The organism is Nocardiopsis protaetiae (genome assembly GCF_045446735.1).
In the GTDB taxonomy this organism is placed as follows: Bacteria; Actinomycetota; Actinomycetes; order Streptosporangiales; family Streptosporangiaceae; genus Nocardiopsis; species Nocardiopsis protaetiae.
This window is the reverse complement of sequence record NZ_JBJJBV010000003.1, coordinates 46,771-68,746: the sequence shown is the minus strand read 5'-3', so window position 1 is coordinate 68,746 and position 21,976 is coordinate 46,771. Positions and strand designations below refer to the sequence as shown.

Sequence of the window (21,976 nt, the reverse complement as noted above, 5' to 3'; positions counted from 1 at the left end):
TCCGCTTCGCTTCGGCCCACCCGTCGAGAACCAGAAGGTCTTCAACGGATGGCCTGACGGCCGCGGCCCTGCTACCTGGCTCGGCGCCCCTGGAAGGCGGGAATGGGTTTCAGGAGACGCGGCGGCCCCTGCGGAGAAGTCCTCGCTCACCCGTCGGGAATCAGAAGGTCCTCAACGGACGGCCTGCGGCCACAGGCCTCTCCTCGAAGACTTCGCCTCCAGGGCCTCCGGAACCCCGCCGGCGCCTCGCGGTCGTGTTCAACCGGAGTGGTCCGCGTGGTCGATGTGGTCCTTGGGTGCCAGGTGGGCGAACGCGCGCAGGTTGCGCATGTCGTGGCCGCGCTCGGCCCGCCAGAGCCACTCCTTGCGGATCGCGGAGGCGAACCCGCGCTCCAGCGCCCCGTTGAAGTTCTCGTCGGAGTAGGTGAGCACGCAGCCCAGCAGCCGGTCCACCTCGTCGGGGGTGACCCCCTCCAGCGGCAGCCGCCCGCGGATGTACACGTCGCCGACCTCGTCGGCGGAGAACGCCATCCCGTACATGTCGGAGTTCTTGCGCATGAGCCACAGGTAGAACCCGGCGTGGTTCTCGTCCGGCTGCCGGCAGAAGAACGAGGTGAGGGTGAGGCTGTGCGGTCCCGCCTCCAGCCACACCAGGGTCTTGAGCTTGGCCTTGCCCGGCAGGGTCACCAGGAACGACCCCTCCCGGGGCTGCTCCACCTCCAGCCCGGCCTCGGCCACCGCGAAGGTGATCGCCTCGATCGCCGCCGTGCGCGCCGCTCGTTCTCCCACGTTCGTTCCGCTCCTCCCGTTACCGCGCCGCGCGTCAGCGCGCGGCGGCCAGCGACAGCCCCGCGGGCACCGCGTACGGGGTGATGCTCGTCCGGTACACGTCGAGCAGGTCGTCCACCGTCCGGTCCCAGCCCAGGGTGGCCGCGTGCGCCGGGGCCGCCTCCGCCAGCCTGTCACGTCGGGCGGGCTCGGTGATCAACCGGTGCAGCACCGTGGCGTAGTCGGACGGGTCGTGCCCGTCCACCAGCACCCCCGAGCGGTCGCCGACGGCCGTGGTCAGCCCGCCCACCCGGGCGGCCACCACCGGCGTGCCACAGGCCTGCGACTCCACCGCGACCAGCCCGAACGACTCCGAGTGCGAGGGCACGACCGTCGCCGTGGCCGCCCGGTAGTAGTCGGCCAGGCGCTCGCGCGTCTGCGGCGGCTCCATGCGGATCACGTCGGCGACGCCCAGCGAGCGCGCCAGGTCGGCCAGCATCCGGGGTTCGCGCATACCGCCGCCGGACAGCCCGCCGACCACGCCCACGACCAGGCGCGAGCGCAGCGACGGGTCGCGTTCGATCAGGTGGGCGGCGGCGCGGACGAGCACGTCCGGGGCCTTGAGCCGCTGCACCCGGCCCACGAACAGCAGCAGCTCGGTGTCCGGGGCCAGCCCGATCCGCTCCAGGGCGGCGCGCCGCGGACCCGGGGTGAACACGTTCAGGTCCACACCCGGCGGGATCACGCTGATCTGGTGCTCGCAGGCCCCGTAGTGGTCCTTGAGCTGGCGGGCCTCGTCGTAGGTGTTGGCGATGAGCCGGTCGGCCTGGTGCACGAGCTGGTCCTCGCCGTGCACCCGCGCCTCCGGCTCGGGCACGTCGCCCTCGGCCAGCGCGGCGTTCTTGACCCGCGCCATGGTGTGCATCGACTGCACCATCGGCACGTTCCAGCGGCGGGCCGCGGCCACCCCGGCCTTGCCCGACAGCCAGTAGTGGCCGTGCACGAGGTCGTAGCGGCCGGGTTCGTCGCGGGCCTCGGTGCGCAGCATCCCGAAGATGAACGGGCACAGGTACTCGGCGAGGGTGTTCTTGTCGAGGTGGCCGTAGGGTCCGGCGGCCAGGTGGCGCACGGACACCCCGGGTGCCAGTTCGACGACCGGCGGCAGGTCGGGGGAGGTCGCCCGGGTGAACACGTCGACGGCGACGCCGCGCTCGGCCAGCCGCCGGGCCACCTCGACCACGTAGACGTTGAGGCCGCCCGCGTCGCCGGTGCCCGGCTGGTCCAGCGGAGAGGTGTGCAGGCTGACCGTCGCCACCCGGGACGGAAGTGCCGCAGATCCTTCCACGGGAACGATTCCAGACACCGCCGGTCCTCTCAGGTCGTGTTCACACCTTTGTCATCAACAGCGACGAAGGTACACAGTGTTCCTGAGCGGATGGTCCGAGGGGGCGGGTGTTGACGGCCCGGATCCTAGGGTGTAACGGTCCAGCCCGACACCAGGAAGTCGATGGTCGCGGGCAGTGCGGGCCCCCACGGGTCGACGGCGCCGGGCGCGGAGTGATCCCTGCCCGGGGTGCGGGTGGCGACCGTCATACCGCGCTCGGCCAGGGTCTCGGCCAGGGGCCCGGTGTCGTCGCCGACCAGCAGGAACCGCGTGGCCTCGGGCTCGGCGACCTCGCCGCCGGCCGGGTCCCACAGCACCGCCTGGGAGACCTCGCGGGAGGCGGCCGCGGCCGGTGCCGCGTCGCCGGCGCCGCCGACCGCGCGCAGGGTGCGCGGGCGCGCGTGCGCGCCCTCGACCGCGCGCACCGCGGCGCGGGTGAGGACGGTGGGCGCCCCGTCGGTGCGTTCGGGCACGGCGACCACGAACTCCACGCCGGTGCGGCACATCTCGCGGTCCAGCGCGGCCCGGGCACCGTCGTCCACGGCGCCGCGGTGGTCGGTACCAGCCCCGTGCAGCAGGTAGAGGACGGGCAGGTCGGCGCTGTCGGGCCCGACCGGTCTGCGGATCCACAGCTCCCGCTCGCCGCCGGGCGCGGTCTCGTCGGGGATGGTGGCGACCTCGGCCGGGGCGGACTGGACGCAGGCGGAGACCTGGCCGGGCCGGGGGAGCGGGGCGGGCAGGCTCCCGCCCGCGGGCGGCAGCAGGGCGCTGCCAGCCAGGGCCGGATCGGGGCCCAGGTGGGCGCCGACCCGTTCCACGAGTCCTTCGGGCGGCAGGGCGGCGAGCGCGGCGGCGGCCACGGCGACCAGGCCGGAGGAGACGAGCACAAAGGTGCGCTGGGAGAACGTGGAGAACACCGGGTGGCCTCGGAGGGGCTCGGGGGTCAGGGGCATCCCGTCGAAGAACCGGGGATGTCACTCATGGTAATCATCCGGCTGTTCTCCGTGTGGGAAATGCCGACTCCCGTCCCCTGCGACGGCCGTCACACCGCCAGCGCGTGCCGCAGCCGCAGGTCCTCCGGGTAGGGGCGCAGGTAGGTCTGCACGCGGAGCCACTCCGGCCCGTCCGCCTCCCCGTGGTGGCGCAGCAGCGCCACCGGCAGGCTGAGCGGGGCCCGCTCCTCGCGGTGGTCCTCGATCGCGGCGAGCAGGTCGTGCCTGCGCGCGTCGTCCAGGCCGTCGCTGATCATCCCGAACGCGTGCTGGAGCGCGTTGGCGTGCCTGCCCCGGCTCGCCCGCACCGCCAGCGCCCGGTGGAAGGCCTCCGTGTACTCCCGCCGGACCCCCTCCCGGTCGGCCGCCCCGGCCCGGGCCGCGATCCGGCCCGTCTCCCGGTACCCCTCCGGGGAGTGCGCCATCAGCTGGAGCTTGTGCCGGGTCTGGAAGGCCACCAGGTCGCGGGGCCGCCAGTCCGACTCCCACAGTGCGCGCAGCCGGGCGTGCGCGAAGACCCGCTCCACGAACGCCTCGCGCAGCGCCGGGTCCGACAGCCGCCCCTGCTCCTCCACCGGCAGGGCGGGCAGCAGCTCGGTGAGCCGGGCGGCGAACGCGCCGCGCCCCTTGCCGTCCACCCGGTGCCTGTCCTCGTCGAACACCGGCAGGGCCAGCAGTCCGCAGCTGGGCGACTTGTTCTTGAGCACGTACCCGTCCAGGCCGCGCAGCTCCTCCAGCCGGGCGTCGGCGATGCCCGCCAGCTCGTCGGTGCGGTCCGAGCCGTCCCCGCTGGAGATCACCCGGTCCTCGTCGCCGCGCCGCTGGAGGTGCAGGGTGGGCCGCGGGGTGCCCAGGCCGATCTCGGCCTCCGGGCACACCTCGGTCCACTCCACGTACCGGTCGAGCTCGTCGGTGAGGAAGCGGTACCGCGAATGCCCGCCGTTGTACCGGACGGGGACGCCCAGCAGACAGCTGGACGCTCCGATTCGGGGTTTGACCTCGGTGTTCACGGCTGCTTCGGTTTTCGTGTCCATGCCCTGGCCCTACCCGTTCTCCGGCGTGCGGCCACCGGCCGCGACGATATCGGTCACTCACCGTGTCATTCGTGGCGCGGAGGGTGGAAGGATGGGGTGTCGTGCACCACACTTTCCTGCTGTTCACCCAAGACCTGCGCCTGCACGACCACCCCGCGCTGGCCGCCGCGCTGCGCGAGGCCGGGGACACCGGGGCCGTGCTCCCGGTGTTCGTCCTGGATCCCGCGCTACTGCGCCGGTCCGCCCGCAACCGGGTCCGCGCGCTGCTCCACGCCCTGGCCGACCTGCGGGCCGGGCTGCGCGACCGCGGCGGCGACCTGGTCGTGCGGCGCGGCGACACGGCGGCCGAGGTCGCGGCCCTGGCCCGGGAGACCGGCGCGGCGACGGTGCACCTCACCGACGGGGTGACGCACACCGCCGCCCGGCGGGAGGAGAGGCTGCGCCGCGCCGGACTGCGGGTGGTCGCCCACCCCGGGCTCACCGTGGTGCCGCCCGGCGACGTCACCCCGGCCGGCGGCGACCACTACAAGGTGTTCACCCCCTACCTGCGGGCCTGGGAGGCGCTGCCCTGGCGCGCGGTCCTGCCCGCGCCCGAACATGTGCCCCTGCCCGCGGGGGTGGACCCCGGCGACATCCCCGAGCGGGTGGACGAGGGGCGCGGGGAACTCGCTCGGCGACCGCTCGTCGCGGGGGAGGAGGCCGCCCGCGCCCGGCTGCGCTCCTGGCTCGACGGCGGACCGGCCCACTACGCGGACCGGCACGACGACCTGCCCGCGGCGGCCACCTCCCACCTGTCCGCCGACCTGCGCCTGGGCTGCCTGTCGCCGCTGGAGGCCGCCCGCGGCGCCCGGGGTGCCCCCGGCGGGGAGGCGTTCGTCCGCCAGCTCGCCTGGCGCGACTTCCACCACCAGGTCACCGCGGCCTTCCCCGACATCGCCGTGCGCGACTACCGGCACCGGGACACCCGCTGGCGCGAGGACCCGGCGGCGCTCAAGGCGTGGAAGGAGGGGCGCACCGGGGTGCCCATCGTGGACGCGGGCATGCGCCAGCTGCTGCGCGAGGGGTTCATGCACAACCGCACCCGCATGATCACCGCCGCGTTCCTCACCCGCACCCTGGGAATCCACTGGCGGGCCGGGGCCGGGCACTTCGCCGACCACCTGCTGGACGGGGACGTCGCGAACAACTCCGGCAACTGGCAGTGGGTCGCCGGGACCGGCAACGACACCCGGCCCAACCGGGCGTTCAACCCGCTGCGGCAGGCGCGCCGGTTCGACCCCGACGGCGTGTACGTGCGCCGGTACGTCCCCGAGCTGGCCGACCTGCCCGGCCGCGCCGCGCACACGCCGTGGACGGCGGCGGCCCCGCCCGCGGACTACCCGCCGCCCATCGCCTCCCCCGGGTCCTGAACCCGGGACCGCGACGGTGGCCTCGCAGCCTCACTGGACGCAGAACTCGTTGCCCTCCACGTCCAGCATCACCACGTGGTGCGCCCCCGGCTCCTGGACCGTGCGCACCGCCGTCGCGCCCAGGCCCACCAGGCGCTCGGCCTCGGCGTCGCGCCGCTCGGGGCCCACGTTGATGTCGACGTGCCAGCGGTTCTTGACGGTCTTGGGCTCGGGCACCTGCTGGAACAGCAGGCGGCGGCCGCTGGCCCGGTCGCGCACGGCGGCCGCGGTGATCCACGCCCGTCGGCCGTTCACCAGGGTGGTGTGCTCCTCCAGTTCGATGACCCCGTCGGCGGCCAGCCGCTCGATGAGGTCCTGGTGGTCCTCCACCTCGTACCCCAGGGCCGCCGACCAGAAGGCGGCCATCCGGTGCGGTTCCGCGCAGTCCACGGCGAGCTGCCAGTCGTGTGCCATGTTCGCTTCCCTTCGGTACGGGTCCCTGAGGCCTTCCTACCGCGCGGGGGCGACGATCGGGGCGCTCGCGCGGCGCGCGCCCGGGAGGGGCGTCGGGAAGGGCTGTCAGGAGGGGTCGAAGGCGGCCCGGAAGGTCGCGAACGCCGCGTCGTCGAACAGCACGATCCGGATCTGCGGGACCCGCACCGGCGCGCTGTGCAGGGCCTCGGCGGTGATCCGGGCGGCGTCCGCCATCGGCCAGCGGTACACCCCGGTGGAGATCGCCGGGAAGGCCGCCGACTCCGCGCCCAGCTCGGCGGCCACCCGCAGGGATTCGGTGTAGCAGGAGGCCAGCACGGCGGAGCGGTCCTCGGTGGTGCTGTACACCGGGCCGACGGTGTGGATCACCCAGCGGGCGGGCAGCAGCCCGGCGGTGGTCGCCACGGCCCGCCCCGCGGGCAGGCCGCCGCCGTAGTGGGAGGCGCGCAGCGCCCGGCACTCCTCCAGGACGGCCTTGCCGCCCCTGCGGTGGATGGCCCCGTCCACCCCGCCGCCGCCCAGCAGGGAGCTGTTGGCGGCGTTGACGATCGCGTCCACCCGCTGTTCGGCGATGTCGCCCTTGACGACGGTGATCCGGCTGCGCTCCTGGGTGCCCATGGCCCTCGTCCCCCGGTTCCGGCACGGCTACGGTGTGGGGCGGCAGTATCCCACCACGCGGCGGATCGGGAGCGGAGAAGACGCGAATCACCTCACGGATACCTCAGGTCGCACCGGCGTCAGGAGTCCGGATCGGGACGTCGGCCTTTCGGGTTCGGGGGCCGAGAACCCTTGCCCCGTGGGACACCACGATTTAACGTGGGGGTACGACGGCGTGTAGTACGACCACAAGTAGACTTGAGGGCATGAATCGGCTCGGCGAACTTGAACGCGCGGTGATGGATGTACTGTGGGCACGAGATGAACCAATGACGGTTCGTGAGGTCGGTCGAGAGCTCGCCGAACGGGATCTCGCTCACACGACCGTCATGACCGTGCTCGACCGACTGGCCAAGAAAAAGGTCGTGTCCCGGGCACGCGAAGGTCGTGCGTGGCGGTACCGCCCGGCAGCCAGCCGGGAGACCTATGTGTCCGAGCTGATGTTCGACGCTCTCGGGCAGACCGGTGATCGTGACGCGGCCCTGGCCGCCTTCGTCCAGTCCATGGACGGCAAGGAGGCGGAAGCGCTCCGGCGCGCACTCGCGGAAATCGATCAGCCTAGGAACTAGCCCGTATGGTCAGTGCCGCCCTCCTCACAGTCGTCGCGCTCGGCTGTCTCGTCGCCATGGCGCTCCTGCACCGGGCGAAGTGGCCCTCGCGCGGTCCCTACACGGCCGTGATCACCTGGCAGGCGCTCGGCCTCGCCTGGGGTGTCTCCACCATCGGCGCGCTCCTGGCCTTCGGACTCTCCTCGTACCGGTTGGGCGCCGCGGGCGGACTGCTCGCCCTGGTCACCGACATCGTCACCGGCCGCCTGGTCCTGGCCGAGCTCGCCCAGGGCGCCCAGGGCGTGCTGCACCTGGTGGCCGTGCTGCTGGCCGTCGTGCTCACCCTGGTGCTCTTCTACGGTCTGGTCTCCTCCTTCGTGCACGTGGTGCGGGTTCGCCGACGCCACCACGACCTGCTCGAACTCGTGGCCCGCGACCACCCCGACGTTCCCGGGGCACGGGTCATCGAGCACCCGGCCGCCGCCGCGTACTGTCTTCCGGGCGTGCTCCGCTCCCAGGTCGTGATCAGCGAGGGCGCCCTCGCCGTCCTCGACAACCGGGAGCTGGCGGCCGTCCTGGCCCACGAGCACGCCCACCTGCGCGAACGCCACGACCTGGTGCTGCTGCCGTTCTCCTCCCTCAAGCGCGCCTTCCCCCGGGTGCGGCTGGTGCGCGCCTACTACGAGACCGTCGCGCTGCTCATCGAGATGTGCGCCGACGACCAGGCCCGCCGCACCAGCTCCTCCCGCGAGCTGGCCATGGCGCTGCTGCGCTTCGGCGCCGCCGGACCCGCCCCGGTGCCCGCCGGGGCCATGGCCGCCGTCAAGGAGTCCGAGCCCGGGGTGATGCGCCGGGTCAACCGCCTGCTGCGGCCCGACGACGAGCTCCCCTACCACGCGGGCGCCGTCATCATGGGGGCCTCGGCCTTCCTGCTGGCCTCGGTCACCTGCCTGTGGCACATCACCATCTGAGCCCTCGGAATTCGGGCCCTCGGACGGGCCCTTCACGCGGATCCTGAACCGGCATCCCTCCTCTCCGCCGGTGTGACCTTCCCCGGACCGGCCCGCCGCCGGGCACGATTCGCACCCGCGGGCCGTTTACCGTGGAGGACGGGCGGACCTCCCGTTCCTCACGAGCGCGTCGGGAGTGTGTTGTGGCAATGATCTGGTACGTCATCTACCTGGTCACCTTCGTGGCCAGCCTGTACGCCCTGATCGAGGCACTGCGGACACCGGCCGAGGCCTTCGCCATCATGGACAAGCAGACCAAGAAGCTCTGGGTCACCCTCACCGGTGTCGCCACCGGCCTCTCCGCGCTCGCGGTGTTCTTCAACGTCGCCATCTTCATCCTGTTGTGCCTGGTCGCCACCCTGATCTTCCTGCTCGACGTGCGCCCCGCCGTCAAGGGCGTGGGCGGTGGCCGCAACGAGGGCCCCTACGGCCCCTGGTAGGCCTTCTCCAGCTCCGTGAGCATCCGGCGCAGCGCCTGTGAGTACGCCGGGTCGCCCGTGTAGTACGAGTGGCCCAGGATCTCCGGGCGCCGCGCCTCGCCTGGCAGCGCGTCGTAGGAGCGGGGGTCGGGCAGTGGTCGCTCCGGCTCCACCACCGCGGTTCTCGGCTCCACCGCCGTCTCGGCCCCTGGCGCCGTCCCCGGTCCCGGTCCCGGCTCCGTTCCCGGTCCCGGCGCCGTTCCCGGTCCCGAACGCATCCGCACCGGCCCCGCGATGGCGTCGGTGGTCCGCCACAGGTTGCGCCACCCCGCCACCCGGCCGTGCAGGTCCGCGAACGGCTCCGGCCCGAAGAACGCGGGGAAGTACCGCGCGTACAGCCGGTCCAGCGGTGACCCGTGCGTGATCAGCGCGACCCGGCCCAGGCAGTCGTCCGGCAGCTGCCACACCGTCGCCGCCGCCAGCACCGACCCCTGGGAGTGGCCCGACAGCACCACCGCCGTGCCCTCCCGGGTCATCCGCGCCACCCGCGCCACCAGCTGCGGCACCGCCCGCTCGGCGTACGACGGCGGGGCCAGCGGGTGCGCCACCCGCGGCCAGAACGTGCCCACGTCCCACAGGGCGCCCACCGCCTGCCGGGTCGGCCGGTCCCGGTAGGCGCTGCGGCCGATCCACACCAGCGCGACCAGCGCCGCCCCGCCCAGCAGAGACCCGGCGCCGATGAGCACCGACACCGCGCCCTGTGCGAGCACCCGGGTCCGGTCGGCCACGGCGGCCGCCGCGGGCTCGGGCCCGTTGGGGGTCAGGTGCCCGGTCAGGACCGAGTACAGCACCAGGGCGCCCAGGGCCACCGCCGGGACCAGCAGCGCCACCAGCACCCCGGGCAGCACCTCCGTCATCCGGCCCAGGGCCCGCGCCTTGGCGATGTCCCAGGTCCGGCGGTCGCGCACACTGCGTTCGTAGTCCTCGGTGACCGCGGCCAGGTGCGCCCGGGTGCCCCGCCGCAGCCGCACCGCGAGCACCGCCGCCACGGCCACCGCCAGCACCGCCTCCAGCGCGATCGCCAGCTGGAGCCAGGAGTACACGGTGGGGGTCTCCAGCGGCAGGCAGTCCGCCCCGGGGGTGGACAGCGCCCGGCAGCCGCTCAGCCACTGCGCCCCCTGGTACACCGCCGCGGCCGAGAACGCCCCGCCGGTCAGCGCGCCCAGCGCCGCCGTGGCCGGTCCGGCCATGCCGCGCATCGCCGCCCCCCGGTGCGCCCGGGCCGAGGCGTACAGCACCACCGCGGCCGCCAGGGTCAGCAGCACCAGCGCCACCTGCACGGTGAACAGGGCGTTGAGCACCGACGCGTGCCCGGGCAGCCGCCCCTGGGCGACCCACCCCGGCCGCGGCCACAGCACGTACACGGCGGTGGCGGCGAGCAGCGCCAGGGTGGTGTCGCGCAGCAGCCGGCACAGGCGGTCGGCCCGCGCGTTCCACCGCGGGTCCACCCCGGGCACGAGCGCGCTGGCCGCGCTCACCAGGGACACCGCGCCCAGCGCCCCGACCAGCGCCGCGCCCCACGGCCGGGCGGGGCCGCCCGCCGTGTCGTACAGCAGCGCGGGCACCGCCACCAGCAGCGACAGCACCCCCAGCGACACCGCGATGTGCGCCGACCGCAGCCGCGCCATGATCTCGCTGTTGCGCCACAGGTCGGGGTGGCTCAGCGGGGCCTTGGGGTCGTACACCGGCGGCGCCGAGGTGGAGACCACCTCGTAGTCGGCGGCGGTGCGCCGCGACAGCCGCCACAGCACCGCCACCACCGCCAGCGGCACCAGCGAGCCCACCGCCAGGGCGGGGCCGGTCGCCGACAGCACCGAGTCCGGCGACGCCCAGAAGGACAGCCACGGCCGCGCCCGCACGCACTCCTCGCCCAGCCCGGCGGCGCACTGCCAGCCCAGCAGGTCCACGCCGATCCCGGCGGCCGCCACCGTGATGAGCACGGTCAGGGACAGCGCCAGCAGCCGCATCCCGGCCCCGTACACGTTGTCGGCGACCCGCGCCGCCCCGCGCAGGTTGCGGGTGGCCCGCCCCGGGCGCATCCAGTACGCCACGTTGACCAGCATGAACGGCAGCAACAGCAGCCAGAAGGCGCGCGAGGCGCTGCCCGAGGTGAGGTTGCCCCAGGCGAAGATCTCCCGCCGCACCCCGGGCACGGTCTCGGTGTCCGCGCCCCGCCGCCAGCGGAAGAACCCGGCGAGCCGGTCGCCGCCCACCCGCATGGCGGGCTCGACGTCCAGCAGCTCCTCGGCCTGGCCGCCGCTGACCCCGTGCACGCGCAGCTCCACCCGCCGGTGCCCGGGCCCGGTGGCGGAGTCGGCGCCGCCGGGGTGCGCGCCGGGGACGCCCGCGGGCGCCGGTGGCCCCGCAGCCGCGGGGGAATCGGGGGATGGGAGGTCGGTGGCGGTGGAGAGGGGACCGAGGGAGGAGAGGGGCTCAGTGGGGTCCGACATGACTGCATCCTGCCACGCTCCGTGTCCGGGCGACAGCGCCGATCCCGCACCTGTGGACAACTCCGCGCACCCCGCCCCACCACGGCGGCGGCCCCCGCCGCCCCGCGCCCCGCCGGCCTCCGCGAGCGCCGCCGTCCTCACCGTTCCCGGGGCCGCTCCGCGCCCGGCCGGTTCCCGGGCACACCGCTCCCCACCGGCCGCCCACCGGTGCCCCCGGTCCGCGGCCGTCGCCTAGTCCACCAGGGAGAGGTCGTCCACGGCCCAGGTGTTGCAGGCGCCCGGGGTCTGCTCCTCCCAGCCGGCGAGCGTCCAGTGCACGCTGTTCTCCGCCGAGCCGTGCGTGCGCTCCCGCTCCGGGCCGCCCTCCCGGTCGGCGGTCGCCCTGGCGTCGGTGAGCAGGGTGTCCAGGTCGGCGTCGGTCAGCGGGTAGCCCACCCGCACCGAGCCCAGGAACGCCCCGGCCAGGCAGTTCGCCTGCAACTCGCTGCGCCGCGTCCAGTCGTTGCGCGCGATGTCGCCCTGCTCCAGGTCCCGCTGCTCGTGGTAGTACTCCAGCAGCCCCGACTCGCCCTGCACGTGGTGCCCGTACTCGTGGGCCAGCAGCGAGGCGTACACGACCCCGTTGCGGGCCCCGTTCCACTTGTCCACCACGTCGGTGATCCCGATGTAGATGCTCGTGCTCGCCCGGCAGTAGAACGCACCCGCCTGCGACGGGTAGCTCCGGCAGGGGCTCACCCCCGGCTCGTCCCAGAACACCCGGCGCGGCGGCGTGAACGGGATGCCCGCCCGCGCGAACTGGGTGCCCCAGGCGTCGTCCAGGCAGTCCGCGACGGCGTGCAGGAACGCCCCCATCGACTCCCGGTCGTCCACGTCCAGCTCCGGCGCCGGGCACGGGCGCGGGCTCAGCCGCCCCGTCGCGTACAGCGGGTTGGCGACCAGCGCCGCCTGCCCCGTGGGCCGTTCGGGCAGCTCTACCTCCGGCAGCGGCCCCGAGCGTTCGCCGCCCGAGGGACCCCAGCCGACCTTCTCGTCGGAGTCGGTGGCCGGGAAACCCGACCCGTCCGCGGTGGTGCTCCCACCGGAGTCCTCGACGGTCGTCCACGACAGCAGGGTGAGCGCCAGCAGGACCACCAGCAGACCGGTGACCATCGCGAACACACGGCGGTCGGTGCGCCGCGCCCGCTCCGCGGGGGACATCTCACCCGAACCCGGCACCGCCGACCGTCCCGTCCTCACCGGGCCGACCGGCCCGACCCGTGCACCGCCACCGTCACTGCACCAGCTCCTCGGGGGCGTTCCAGGTGTTGCACACGCCCGGGTCGATCCGGTCCATCCCGTGCGCGGTCCACAGCCGGCCGTTCTCCCCGCTGCCGTGCGTGTGCCCCAGGCCCCGGTCCGAACGCCGGACGACGTCATCGAGGATATTGTCCCGGCCCCGCGCACCGAATCCCAGGTGCTCCTCGGCCGCCCCGAAGAACACCCCGCCCAGGCAGTTGGCCTGAAGTTCGTTGCGGCGGGTCAGCTCGTCGGCCGTCGCCCGCGGCACCCCCGCCCGGGCCGAGTGGAACTCCGCCAGGATCCGCGACTGCCCCTGCACGTGGTGCCCGTACTCGTGGCTGATGATGAACGTGTACGCCTCCGGCCGCTCACTGCCCGCCGACGCCTCCACGATGTCCTCCACCCCCAGGTAGAGGCCCTGGTTGGCCTGGCAGTAGAACGCCGCCGTGTTCCCCGACGGGAACGCCCCGCAGGGGCTGTGCCCCTCGGTGTACCAGTACACGCGGTTGGGCGCGGTGAACTCCATCCCCGCGTCCGCGAAGTAGGAGCCCCAGGCCCGGTCCAGGCAGTCGGCGATGGTGTGCACGAAGCCCTCCACCGACGCCGGGTCCTCCTCGTCCAGCGCGGGCGCCTCGCAGGTGACCTCGCCCAGCTCACCGGCCAGGTAGAGCGGGTTGTCGGTGAGGGCCGACCCTCCCGTGGCCGGCCTCCCGTCGCCCCCGTCGGCGATCGCGTCCCCCAGCGGCACCGGGTGCGACCAGGCGGCGTCCGTGCCCGGCAGCATCGCGGAGATGGCCAGGAACCCGGTCAGGGCGACCGCCGCCAGCCCGGTGCCCAGGGTGAGCGACACACCGATCCCCATCCGCTGGAAGAACCCGGGCCGCTCCGACCAGTCCTCGACCGGGGGTCCGCCCCTCACCGGCCGGACCCTTCCGCACTCCGGTCCCGCCGGGGCACCGGTGCCGTGCGCGGACCGCCCGGGGACATCGCGGACCGGGGGGACCGGATAGGCTCTCGCATCATGTGGTGGGTCGGCTCCTGGCGCCAGGCCGTCGCGGCTGCGGCGGCCCTGTTCGTGTTCTCCTCGCTGCCGGTGGCGCCCGCCGCGGGGGCGGTGGACGCGGCCCGCGCCGCGACGGTGGCGACACCGGCCACCACAGTACCGGCCGCCGGTCCGAGCGTCATCGGGCACCGGACCGCCGCCGACCCCCTGATCACCAACACCGTTGAACTCGGCCTGGACGCGCTGGGCGTCCTGCACGCCGAGGAGACCATCACGTTCGAGGGCCCGGCCCCCGACGTGTTCGTCCGCGGCCTCACCGAGACGATGCTCTACGACACCGAGCACGACCGCCGGTTCGAGGTCTCCGGGGTCGAGGTCGCCGGCCCCGACGGGCGGGCGCTCGACGCCGCGGTGGAGCACCGGGACGGCGCGCTCGTGGTGGAGATCCCCACCCGCGGCCTGGACGAGGTCGTCCTCACCTACCGGGTCGGCGGGACCGTCAGCGAGATCTCCCAGGGCGTCCAGATGGAGTGGCGCGCCATCGGCGCCTACAGCCACACCGTCGAGGCGACCGACGTCACCGTCACCGCACCGCTGCCGCCCGAGGCGCTGTCCTGCCTGGCGGGCGAACCGCGCAGCGCCATGTACTGCACCGCCTCCGACATGGGGCCCGAGTCCGCGGTCGCGCACTTCCTCCAGGCCGACATGGCCCCCGCCGACCGCCTGGACATCGTCGTCAACTACCCGCCCGGCACCGCCGAGGGCGAACCCATCCTCACCCGCCGCTGGTCGCTGGTGTCGGCCTTCAAGGTCACGCCCGCCACTGCCAGTGTGTTCGGGGTGCTGCTGGTCGTCCTCGTCGGCGGCCTGGCCGTGCTCATCCGGGTCCGCGGCCGCGACGAGCGCGCCCTGCGCAAGGAGGCCGCGGCGGGCGACCACGCCCCCGTCACCGAGGAGCACGGCCGGGTGCGGTTCGCCCCGCCCGACGACGTCCACCCCGGCCAGATCGGCACGCTCATCGACGAGCGGGTGGACATCGCCGACCTCACCGCCACCGTCCTGGACCTGGCGGTGCGCGGCTACATCCGGGTGGAGGAGCAGCCGCACGAGCACTTCACCTCCGTGGACTGGCGGCTCGTCCGCCTGGACGGCCCGCCCGGGGAGACCCTGCTGGCCTCGGAGTGGCTGCTGCTGGACGCCCTGTTCGGGGACCGCCCCACGGTCAAGCTGTCCCGGCTGGGCTCGCCCCGCGCCTCCGCCGACTTCCCGGCGCGCATCGACCGGGTCCGCGAGGAGCTGTACCGCGACATGGTGCGGCTCAAGTGGTTCGTCCGCTCGCCCAACCGGGTGCGCACCGTGTGGAGCACCGCCGGGATGGTGGTCACCGCCGTCGGCGTGATCCTCACCGTGGCGCTGGCGGCGTTCACCACCGCCGCCTTCACCGGCCTGGCCGTGGTCATCGCCGGTGCCGCCATCACGGCCGGCGCCCAGTACATGCCGGCCAAGACCAAGCTGGGCAGCTCCGTGTACGCCCACACCGTGGGCTTCCGGGACTACCTGCTCAGCCCGCGCGCGGAGGCGGTGCCGCCGGGCCAGCGGGTCGAGCTGTACTCGCGCTACCTGCCCTACGCCGTCATCTTCGACGACGTCGACCGGTGGGCCGAACTGCTGGCCGCGGCGGCCCTGGCCGACCCGGAGGCAGGCGCGCCCCAGGGCGACCGGCTGCACTGGTACACCGGTCCGCGCGAGTGGCGGATCGAGGACTTCTCGGACTCCATCAGCGCGTTCGTGGTGTCCCTGACCGGCATCATCACCAACACCCGCAGGCTGCGGGTGCTCAACCAGCTCCAGCGTTCCGAACGCCGGTAGAGGAGAAAAAGGGGGGAGCGGCCCATGCGCTCGGTCGTGCAGCGGGTGTCGCACGCGTCGGTGACGGTGGACGGCGAGGTGGTCGGGGAGATCACCGGACCCGGCCTGATGGCCCTGGTGGGGGTGACCCACACCGACACCGAGGCCGACGCCGCCAAGCTCGCCCGCAAACTGTGGACGCTGCGCATCCTGAAGGACGAGAGGTCCTGCTCCGACATCGACGCCCCGCTGCTGGTCGTCAGCCAGTTCACCCTCTACGGCGACGCCCGCAAGGGCCGCCGCCCCACCTGGCAGGCGGCCGCGCCCGGCCCGGTCGCCGAGCCGCTGGTGGACGCCGTCGTCAAGGAACTGCGCGAACTGGGCGCCACGGTCGCCACCGGGGTGTTCGGCGCCGAGATGTCGGTCGGCCTGACCAACGAGGGGCCCTTCACCGTCCTCCTGGAGATCTGACCCGGGCGCCGGCCGGGGCACCCCTCAGCGGCCGATGCCCGGATCCGTCCGATTCCTCGACCCCGGCCCGTTCGGGCGCGGCCCCGTCGGTCCCTCGCCACCACCCCGGCCGGAGCCGCCGCGAGGGGACGGGGAAGCGAGCAGGAAGGAGGCAGGGTCACCGGGGCGCGGGCCGAAAGACGGCGCGGCGGGTCTCTGCGGGGACGTCGGGCCGCCGGCCGGGTTCCCGCCCTCCCGCTGTCTGTGCTCCTCCAGGGCGACGGCCTGGAGGGCCGTGCCCATGAACCCGCCGGGAACGTTGGCGGCCTCCGGCGGTACGACGGTCTCCCCGAGACGGGCCACCCGCTCCTGGTCCTCACGGGTGAAGATCCCCAGGGGAAGCGCTTGGGAGGACGAGCCCACGACCTCGAACGCGTGCCGTGATTCCCCGCTGCCCGTGGTGACGGTGTACCCCAGGTACTGCCCCTGGGAGTCGAACATGAGCTCTCCGGAGATGTTCCCTCTCAGCCGCTCGTCCTTCATCAGTTCGGCGAGGACGGGAGGGGGTTCGAGAGGGCGGCCCAGGCAGGCGGCGACGGCCCCGCCCTCGACGGAGTCGGGTCGGCGCACGGTGTTCCCGGAGGGGTCCGTCTCGGCGCGCATCGTCCGGATCCGGACCCCCGGTTCCCCGTCCGCACGTACTGTGGCCTCTACGGAGGTCAGGCGGCCCTCGACGATCGACAGGCGGCCGTCCCCGGACGCGCCGTGGCGCTCCGTCAGCTCTTTGAGCTGCACCGCGTTGCGCAGGACCGGGGCGGGCTCACCGCCGACGATCGTCACCCGGGCGTCGGGGTTCTCCTGGAGGATGCTCTCCGCGGCTGAGATACCGGTCCCGCCGAGCCCCGCCACCACCCAGTCCCTGGAGACCCGGGGATCGAAGCGTCCTTCGCCCACCTCGTCCCCGAAGATGAACCTGTCGGGGAAGGTCTCACGCATGTGGTCCCAGTGCGCTGTGGCGTTCAAGGTCTGGAGGGCGTCCCGCACCTCCTGGGAGGACGAGGATCGCAGGCCTGCCAGCCGCCCCTCCCGGTCCAGCGTTTCGAGCACGTCCCGAGCAGCTCCGGGGCCCTGGGCCGAACGGGACAACCGCTGGGCGAGGTCGCTGCCCGCTTGGTCTCCCTGACCGGCGAAGTGGCCCTGGAGCTCGTCCAGGGCCCGGGGAACGTTCGGCACCTTCCGCGCGGTCCCGGGAACGGATTCGGGCTGGAATCCCGTGGCCACCAGGGGAGCGCCCTCCACCTGGACGGTGACGGGCGCGGAACCGTCGCCGGGCTGGATGTGGACCAGGAGCCGGTCGCGGTCGTCGATGGCCAGGCTCGCCCCGCCGTCCACCACGGGGCCCTGGACGGCGATGCTGTTCTCCCAGAGTCTGAGGGCATCGCCCGGGACGCGTTCGCCGTGGGAGGCGAACTGGTGGGGGTCGCCCATGCCGGTGCTGCGCAAGTGGGTCATCTGATCGGCGGTCTGCACGATGCGGCTGATGGGGTCCTTGTGCCACCGGCCCCGGGCGTCGATGAGGAGCCGGTCCGGGTCCCGCGCCGCCAGAGAGGCCCCGCCGCCGATCATGACGGGGTACGAGGGGTATTCCCCCTCCGGTAGGGCCGCGGCGGCGGCGCGCAGTTCTTCGAGGGTCCGCGAGCTGGCACGGTCCCGCTCGGTCGCCTGGCGGCGTGCGGCGCCGGGGAGTTCGGCACGGGAGATCCTGCGGCCATCGTCGTGCCGCCCCGGGACGGGATAGCGGAAACGCTCGGGCAGGAGTTCGCGCCGACCCATCCCCACATCCGCCGCGGCACCCAGGACGCGTTCGGCTTCCGGCCCGGAGCGCAGGGAAAGCCTGGTCTGCCGGGCGGTCTCCCGCGCTGTGTCGATGACGACCAGTCCGTCGCGGACGGTCTCCTCGATCCGGCTGCGGTCCAGGCCGGCGGAGAGGAGGATCACGTGGTTGTCGGACGAGGTGTTCGGATAGGTCCGTGAGTCCTGCCCGGGGGGTAGCGGACCGACATCGGTTCGAATCGTGAGGCGGGCTCCGGTGTGGTCGAGGAGGGCGAGGAACTCCCGCCCCTTCTCGTTCCGGTACCCCTCGACCCGGAAGGAGTCGGAGAATTCGCGTTGCACGAGCCCGACGAGTGCCTGTCGGGCCGCGTTTCGTGCGTCCTCGTTTTCCGGAGCGGGCACCTCTGCCTCTTTCCCGATCGGTGGGCCCCAGGTCTTCGGCCTTCTTGCAGCGATATGAAACGTGAAGAGGGAGGGGACTTTGTTCTCTTTGCGCGGGTAAGGAGATCCGGCTCGAAGTATTGCACGGCGGCCCCGATCCCGGCGTTTCCGGGCTGTGCCGTGTGGCCGTCCCCGCCCGGCCGCTAGGATGCGGGGCATGTTGAGCGCACGATCCACGGCCGAAGCCCTTTACTACATGGAACTCCACCTGTGCTCTTGCGGTGATGCGGTTCCGGCCGGGCTCGATCATACGAGTGGGACGACGGAGGACGGAACGCGCGTGGCCACCTACCGCGCCCATTGTGCCAACTGCTCGGAAGCCGCGGTTTTCGAGTTCGAGTTCGTCGGCGGCGCACCGGTTCCCGGGGGTGCGATAGGGGGCCCGGAACCCTCCCGGATCATCGACCCGGGTGAATTCCTCTGGCTGAGTGACAGGGCCGCCTCGCGGGTTCCGGTGGACCTCACCGGGCTCACCTCCGAAGAGATGCACGTGGGCCGCAGGATCATGAAGGACGCGATCGCGCTGCTCGAAGAGGTCCTCAAATTCATTCCGGAAGGGGCCGACGGGGTTCCGTCCGATGCTTTCTTCTCCGACCTGGGAAAAACCCTCGATGTCACGGCGCCGGAGCGTTTTCGGCGCGGTGACATCGAGGAGCGCCTCGCCGGTTACCGCGCGGGCCTGGCCGACTTCCCGGCCCCGTTCTCCTGATCCGGACGGTGGCCGGGGCGTCGGAGGTGTCGACGGACGGCCCGCCGATGGGGACCGCGTCGAACGGCTCCCCCGGAAACGGCACGTCCCGGCCTCCGGGCCCTGAAGGGCCGGAACCGGGACGCGAGGGGGCGATGTTCTTTCAGGGAGAGGAACGGGCCTCTCGGAGGGAGGAGCGGGGATCAGACGTCGGCGGTGACCGGCTCGAACTTGTAGCCCAGACCGCGCACCGTGACGATGTACTTGGGGCTGCCCGGGTCGTCCTCGATCTTGGCGCGCAGCCGCTTGACGTGCACGTCGAGGGTCTTGGTGTCACCGACGTAGTCGGCGCCCCACACGCGGTCGATGAGCTGCATCCGGGTCAGCACCCGACCCGCGTTGCGCAGCAGCACCTCCAGGAGCTCGAACTCCTTGAGGGGCAGCTGCACGTTGTCGCCGCGCACGGTCACCACGTGGCGGTCCACGTCCATCCGGACCGGACCCGCCTCCAGCGCCGTGGGCAGCCCCGGCTCGTCGATGACCTCCCCGCCCCGGCGACGCAGCACCGCGCGGATGCGGGCCACCAGCTCGCGGGAGGAGAAGGGCTTGGTCACATAGTCGTCGGCGCCCAGCTCCAGGCCGACGACCTTGTCGATCTCGGAGTCCTTGGCGGTCAGCATGATCACCGGAACGCTGGACTTCTGCCGCAGGCTCCGGCACACCTCGGTGCCCGACAGTCCCGGCAGCATCAGGTCCAGCAGGACCAGGTCCGCGCCGGTGCGGTCGAAGGTCTCCAGGGCCACGGTCCCGGTCGGGGCCACGGCGACCTCGAAGCCCTCCTTGCGCAGCATGTAGGACAGGGCGTCGCTGTAGGACTCCTCGTCCTCGACCACGAGTACACGAGTCACTGTGCCGCCTCCTGACGGTCGGTGTTCCGGGTGGCGTCCAGCCCCCGGTCGTCGGGTCTGGGCAGACGCAGAGTGAACGTCGACCCCGACCCCTCCTTGCTCCACACGGTCACTTCTCCACGGTGGTGGGTCATGATGTGCTTGACGATCGCCAGGCCCAGACCGGTACCTCCGGTGGCCCGGCTCCGAGCGGCGTCCACACGGTAGAACCGCTCGAAGATCCTTTCCAGGTCCTGCTGGGGGATGCCGATCCCCTGGTCGGCGACGCTGATGTCCACGGTGGAACGCGTCAGCGCGACCGACACGGCGACCCGGGTGTTCTTGGGGCTGTACGAGACGGCGTTCGCGATCAGGTTGCGCAGCGCCGTGCCCAGCAGCCCCTCGTCGCCCAGAACGGTGATGCCCTCGGCGCCGCTGCCCACCAGTTCGATGCCCTTGGCGTCGGCGGGCATGCGCACGGCGTCCAGGGCCTCCTCCACCACGTCCCCCAGGTCCACCCGGGTGGGCTCGGCCATCGGCTCGGCGCCCTGGATGCGCGAGAGCGTGATGAGGTCCTGGATGAGCGCGGTCAGCCGCGACGCCTCCGTCTGCATGCGGTCGGTGAACCGGCGCACGGCCTCGGGGTCGTCACTGGCGTCCTGTACGGTTTCGGCCAAGAGTGACAACGCGCCGACCGGTGTTTTCAGTTCGTGGGAGATGTTGGCCACGAAATCGCGGCGCACCGCCTCCACCCGCCGGTGTTCGGTCTGGTCCTCGGCCAGCACCAGCACCAGCCCGGTGCCGCCCAGCGGCGCCACCCGCACGGCGAAGGACGTGGCGTCGGGACCGAACTTGCGCACGGCCACCTCGATCTCGGTCTCCCGGATGACGCCGTCGCGCCGCACCCGGCGGGCGAGCGAGAGGAGTTCGTCGATGACCAGCTCCTCACCTCGGACGATACCGAACGCCCGGGCGGCCGAGGAGGCGCGCAGCACCCGGTCGGCCGAGTCCAGGACCACGGCGGAGGAGGGGAGCGCGGAGAGGACCTCGGCGATGCCCGGCGGCAGCGTGGTGCCGTCGTTCCGCTGTGGAGCCGGTGCCGGTCGCTCGGTGGCGCCGGCCCGGAAGAACGAGCCCGCGAGGACGCCCACGACGACGCCCGAGACGAGTCCGATGATGCCGGTCAGAGCGGCGAGAAGTTCCCCTTGCACGTTTCGATCGTAAACGTGCGGACTGGACCTTTACCCGGTCAGGGCCTGTGTCATGGTCGAGGTTCTTCCAGCGTTCACCGACTCTTGGCCGACTCTTCAAAAAACCACTGGGAGCATTGACACCATGCGCGATACGTACCACGAGGATCTCGACAGCCTGAGTGAACGGCTCATCGAGATGACCCGCCTGGCCAGGCACGCCATCGCCAGGGCCACCACGGCCCTGCTGGACAGTGACCTGGACGCGGCGCAGGAGGTCATCTCCGGTGACGAGAAGATCAACCGGCTCGACCAGGAGGTCGAGGAGGCCGCGTTCAGTCTGATGGCCCGGCAGCAGCCGGTGGCGTCCGACCTGAGGACGATCATCATCTCGCTGTACATGCGCGGAGACCTGGAGCGGATGGGCGACCACGCCGTCCACCTGGCCAAGATCGCCCGCCGCCGGCACCCCGATTCGGCGATCCCCGAGCCGGTGCGCTCCATCGTCCTGGAGATGGGCCACCAGGCGGAGATGCTGGTGACCAAGGCCGGGGAGGTCATCCGGCACCGCGACCCCGACACCGCGCTCGAACTGGACGAGGACGACGACCGGATGGACCGGCTGCGCCGCAAGCTGCTCCAGCGCATCCTCGCCCCCGGGTGGGAGTACGGGGTGGAGGCCACCATGGACGTCACTTTGGTGGGGCGGTTCTACGAGCGTTTCGGTGACCACGCGGTGCACGTCGCGGACAACCTCGTCTACATGGTGACGGGGGAGCGGCGGGAGGACTACGAGCCGGAGAGCTGAGCCGCGGTGTGCCGTCCGGGGCCGGTGCGGAGGTGTCGGCGGGGCCGGTGCCGGCAGGTGCGTGGCGGTCCCGGTGGTGCGGCGGGGGCGGCCCCGGTATGGTGATACGAATCTCTTTCGGGGTGTCCCCGGGGCGTTCGGCGCCGGGTCCGCCGACCCCCGCGCGAGGGTCGCCGATCCCTTCCGGTAAAGGGCCGTCGGCCCTCTCGGACCTGCGTCGATCGGCATCTCTTGACGCGTCGGGTAGACTTTGTCAAGCCCTAAAAAGTGGGGCTTGACCTGCGTGTTCGCAAACCTAATAGGTACGTTAAGTCACAGATTCATGGTATCCTTGTGGTAGCGGAAGGG

Annotated in this window: 20 protein-coding genes; 8 read left to right on the top strand and 12 right to left on the bottom strand. The window is 72.9% G+C overall.

Annotated elements, in window-relative coordinates; translation table 11 throughout:
* Positions 1-258 precede the first annotated feature (258 nt).
* The 4 genes from ACJOT3_RS01035 to ACJOT3_RS01020 form a co-directional block, all read right to left on the bottom strand.
* A complete protein-coding gene (locus ACJOT3_RS01035; protein ID WP_406967728.1) occupies positions 259-789 on the bottom strand; it encodes a YbjN domain-containing protein in 531 nt (176 codons plus the stop codon).
* Between the two features lie 34 nt (positions 790-823).
* Positions 824-2,131 carry a D-inositol-3-phosphate glycosyltransferase gene (mshA, locus tag ACJOT3_RS01030; RefSeq protein ID WP_406967726.1) on the bottom strand — a complete coding sequence of 436 codons (1,308 nt, stop codon included), beginning with the start codon at positions 2,129-2,131 and terminating at the stop codon, positions 824-826.
* A gap of 107 nt (positions 2,132-2,238) precedes the next feature.
* Positions 2,239-3,105 carry an esterase gene (locus ACJOT3_RS01025; protein WP_406967724.1) on the bottom strand — a complete coding sequence of 289 codons (867 nt, stop codon included), beginning with the start codon at positions 3,103-3,105 and terminating at the stop codon, positions 2,239-2,241.
* Positions 3,106-3,194: 89 nt separating this feature from the next.
* Positions 3,195-4,178, bottom strand: a complete 984-nt coding sequence (locus tag ACJOT3_RS01020) for a YbgA family protein (RefSeq protein ID WP_406967722.1) — start codon at positions 4,176-4,178, stop codon at positions 3,195-3,197.
* A 101-nt stretch (positions 4,179-4,279) separates the two neighbouring features.
* Here ACJOT3_RS01020 and ACJOT3_RS01015 point away from each other — a divergent pair, with 101 nt between their 5' ends.
* Positions 4,280-5,587 carry a cryptochrome/photolyase family protein gene (locus tag ACJOT3_RS01015; protein ID WP_406967720.1) on the top strand — a complete coding sequence of 436 codons (1,308 nt, stop codon included), beginning with the start codon at positions 4,280-4,282 and terminating at the stop codon, positions 5,585-5,587.
* A 30-nt stretch (positions 5,588-5,617) separates the two neighbouring features.
* On the opposite strand, the gene ACJOT3_RS01010 is transcribed toward ACJOT3_RS01015, so the two are convergent.
* Together ACJOT3_RS01010 and ACJOT3_RS01005 are read right to left on the bottom strand one after the other, a co-directional pair.
* Positions 5,618-6,040, bottom strand: coding sequence for a VOC family protein (locus tag ACJOT3_RS01010; protein WP_406967718.1), 423 nt, complete (start codon positions 6,038-6,040; stop codon positions 5,618-5,620).
* A gap of 105 nt (positions 6,041-6,145) precedes the next feature.
* Positions 6,146-6,676: an O-acetyl-ADP-ribose deacetylase gene (locus ACJOT3_RS01005; protein ID WP_406967716.1), complete on the bottom strand. Its 531-nt coding sequence runs from the start codon at positions 6,674-6,676 to the stop codon at positions 6,146-6,148.
* 245 nt (positions 6,677-6,921) lie between these two features.
* Here ACJOT3_RS01005 and ACJOT3_RS01000 point away from each other — a divergent pair, with 245 nt between their 5' ends.
* The 3 genes from ACJOT3_RS01000 to ACJOT3_RS00990 all read left to right on the top strand — a co-directional run bounded on the left by ACJOT3_RS01000 (position 6,922) and on the right by ACJOT3_RS00990 (position 8,713).
* Positions 6,922-7,284, top strand: coding sequence for a BlaI/MecI/CopY family transcriptional regulator (locus ACJOT3_RS01000; protein ID WP_406967714.1), 363 nt, complete (start codon positions 6,922-6,924; stop codon positions 7,282-7,284).
* 5 nt (positions 7,285-7,289) lie between these two features.
* Complete coding sequence (locus ACJOT3_RS00995) at positions 7,290-8,234, top strand: M56 family metallopeptidase (RefSeq protein ID WP_406967712.1); 945 nt, start codon at positions 7,290-7,292, stop codon at positions 8,232-8,234.
* 188 nt (positions 8,235-8,422) lie between these two features.
* Complete coding sequence (locus ACJOT3_RS00990; protein WP_406967750.1) at positions 8,423-8,713, top strand: DUF2516 family protein; 291 nt, start codon at positions 8,423-8,425, stop codon at positions 8,711-8,713.
* Here ACJOT3_RS00990 and ACJOT3_RS00985 read toward each other — a convergent pair.
* The 3 genes from ACJOT3_RS00985 to ACJOT3_RS00975 form a co-directional block, all read right to left on the bottom strand.
* A complete protein-coding gene (locus ACJOT3_RS00985) occupies positions 8,698-11,202 on the bottom strand; it encodes a hypothetical protein (protein ID WP_406967710.1) in 2,505 nt (834 codons plus the stop codon). The genes ACJOT3_RS00990 and ACJOT3_RS00985 overlap by 16 nt on opposite strands.
* A 231-nt stretch (positions 11,203-11,433) precedes the next feature.
* Positions 11,434-12,399: a neutral zinc metallopeptidase gene (locus ACJOT3_RS00980; protein ID WP_406967708.1), complete on the bottom strand. Its 966-nt coding sequence runs from the start codon at positions 12,397-12,399 to the stop codon at positions 11,434-11,436.
* A gap of 73 nt (positions 12,400-12,472) precedes the next feature.
* Positions 12,473-13,342: a neutral zinc metallopeptidase gene (locus ACJOT3_RS00975; protein WP_406967748.1), complete on the bottom strand. Its 870-nt coding sequence runs from the start codon at positions 13,340-13,342 to the stop codon at positions 12,473-12,475.
* Positions 13,343-13,501: 159 nt separating this feature from the next.
* On the opposite strand from ACJOT3_RS00975, the gene ACJOT3_RS00970 reads away from it, so the two are divergent.
* Positions 13,502-15,352, top strand: coding sequence for a DUF2207 family protein (locus ACJOT3_RS00970; RefSeq protein ID WP_406967706.1), 1,851 nt, complete (start codon positions 13,502-13,504; stop codon positions 15,350-15,352).
* 24 nt (positions 15,353-15,376) lie between these two features.
* Positions 15,377-15,802: a D-aminoacyl-tRNA deacylase gene (gene dtd / locus ACJOT3_RS00965; RefSeq protein WP_406967704.1), complete on the top strand. Its 426-nt coding sequence runs from the start codon at positions 15,377-15,379 to the stop codon at positions 15,800-15,802.
* Between the two features lie 24 nt (positions 15,803-15,826).
* On the opposite strand, the gene ACJOT3_RS00960 is transcribed toward dtd, so the two are convergent.
* A complete protein-coding gene (locus ACJOT3_RS00960; RefSeq protein ID WP_406967702.1) occupies positions 15,827-17,956 on the bottom strand; it encodes a hypothetical protein in 2,130 nt (709 codons plus the stop codon).
* Between the two features lie 379 nt (positions 17,957-18,335).
* Between ACJOT3_RS00960 and ACJOT3_RS00955 the strand changes: the two genes are divergently transcribed.
* Complete coding sequence (locus ACJOT3_RS00955) at positions 18,336-18,764, top strand: hypothetical protein (RefSeq protein ID WP_406967700.1); 429 nt, start codon at positions 18,336-18,338, stop codon at positions 18,762-18,764.
* Between the two features lie 182 nt (positions 18,765-18,946).
* Here the strand turns inward: ACJOT3_RS00955 and ACJOT3_RS00950 are convergent, their stop codons facing one another.
* Together ACJOT3_RS00950 and ACJOT3_RS00945 are read right to left on the bottom strand one after the other, a co-directional pair.
* Positions 18,947-19,651 carry a response regulator gene (locus tag ACJOT3_RS00950; RefSeq protein ID WP_220564603.1) on the bottom strand — a complete coding sequence of 235 codons (705 nt, stop codon included), beginning with the start codon at positions 19,649-19,651 and terminating at the stop codon, positions 18,947-18,949.
* Entirely contained in the window at positions 19,648-20,841 is a 1,194-nt protein-coding gene (locus ACJOT3_RS00945; RefSeq protein ID WP_406967697.1) for a sensor histidine kinase, read from the bottom strand. The genes ACJOT3_RS00950 and ACJOT3_RS00945 overlap by 4 nt, the downstream gene beginning before the upstream one ends.
* A gap of 124 nt (positions 20,842-20,965) precedes the next feature.
* Here ACJOT3_RS00945 and phoU point away from each other — a divergent pair, with 124 nt between their 5' ends.
* Complete coding sequence (phoU, locus tag ACJOT3_RS00940; RefSeq protein ID WP_406967695.1) at positions 20,966-21,628, top strand: phosphate signaling complex protein PhoU; 663 nt, start codon at positions 20,966-20,968, stop codon at positions 21,626-21,628.
* Positions 21,629-21,976 lie beyond the last annotated feature (348 nt).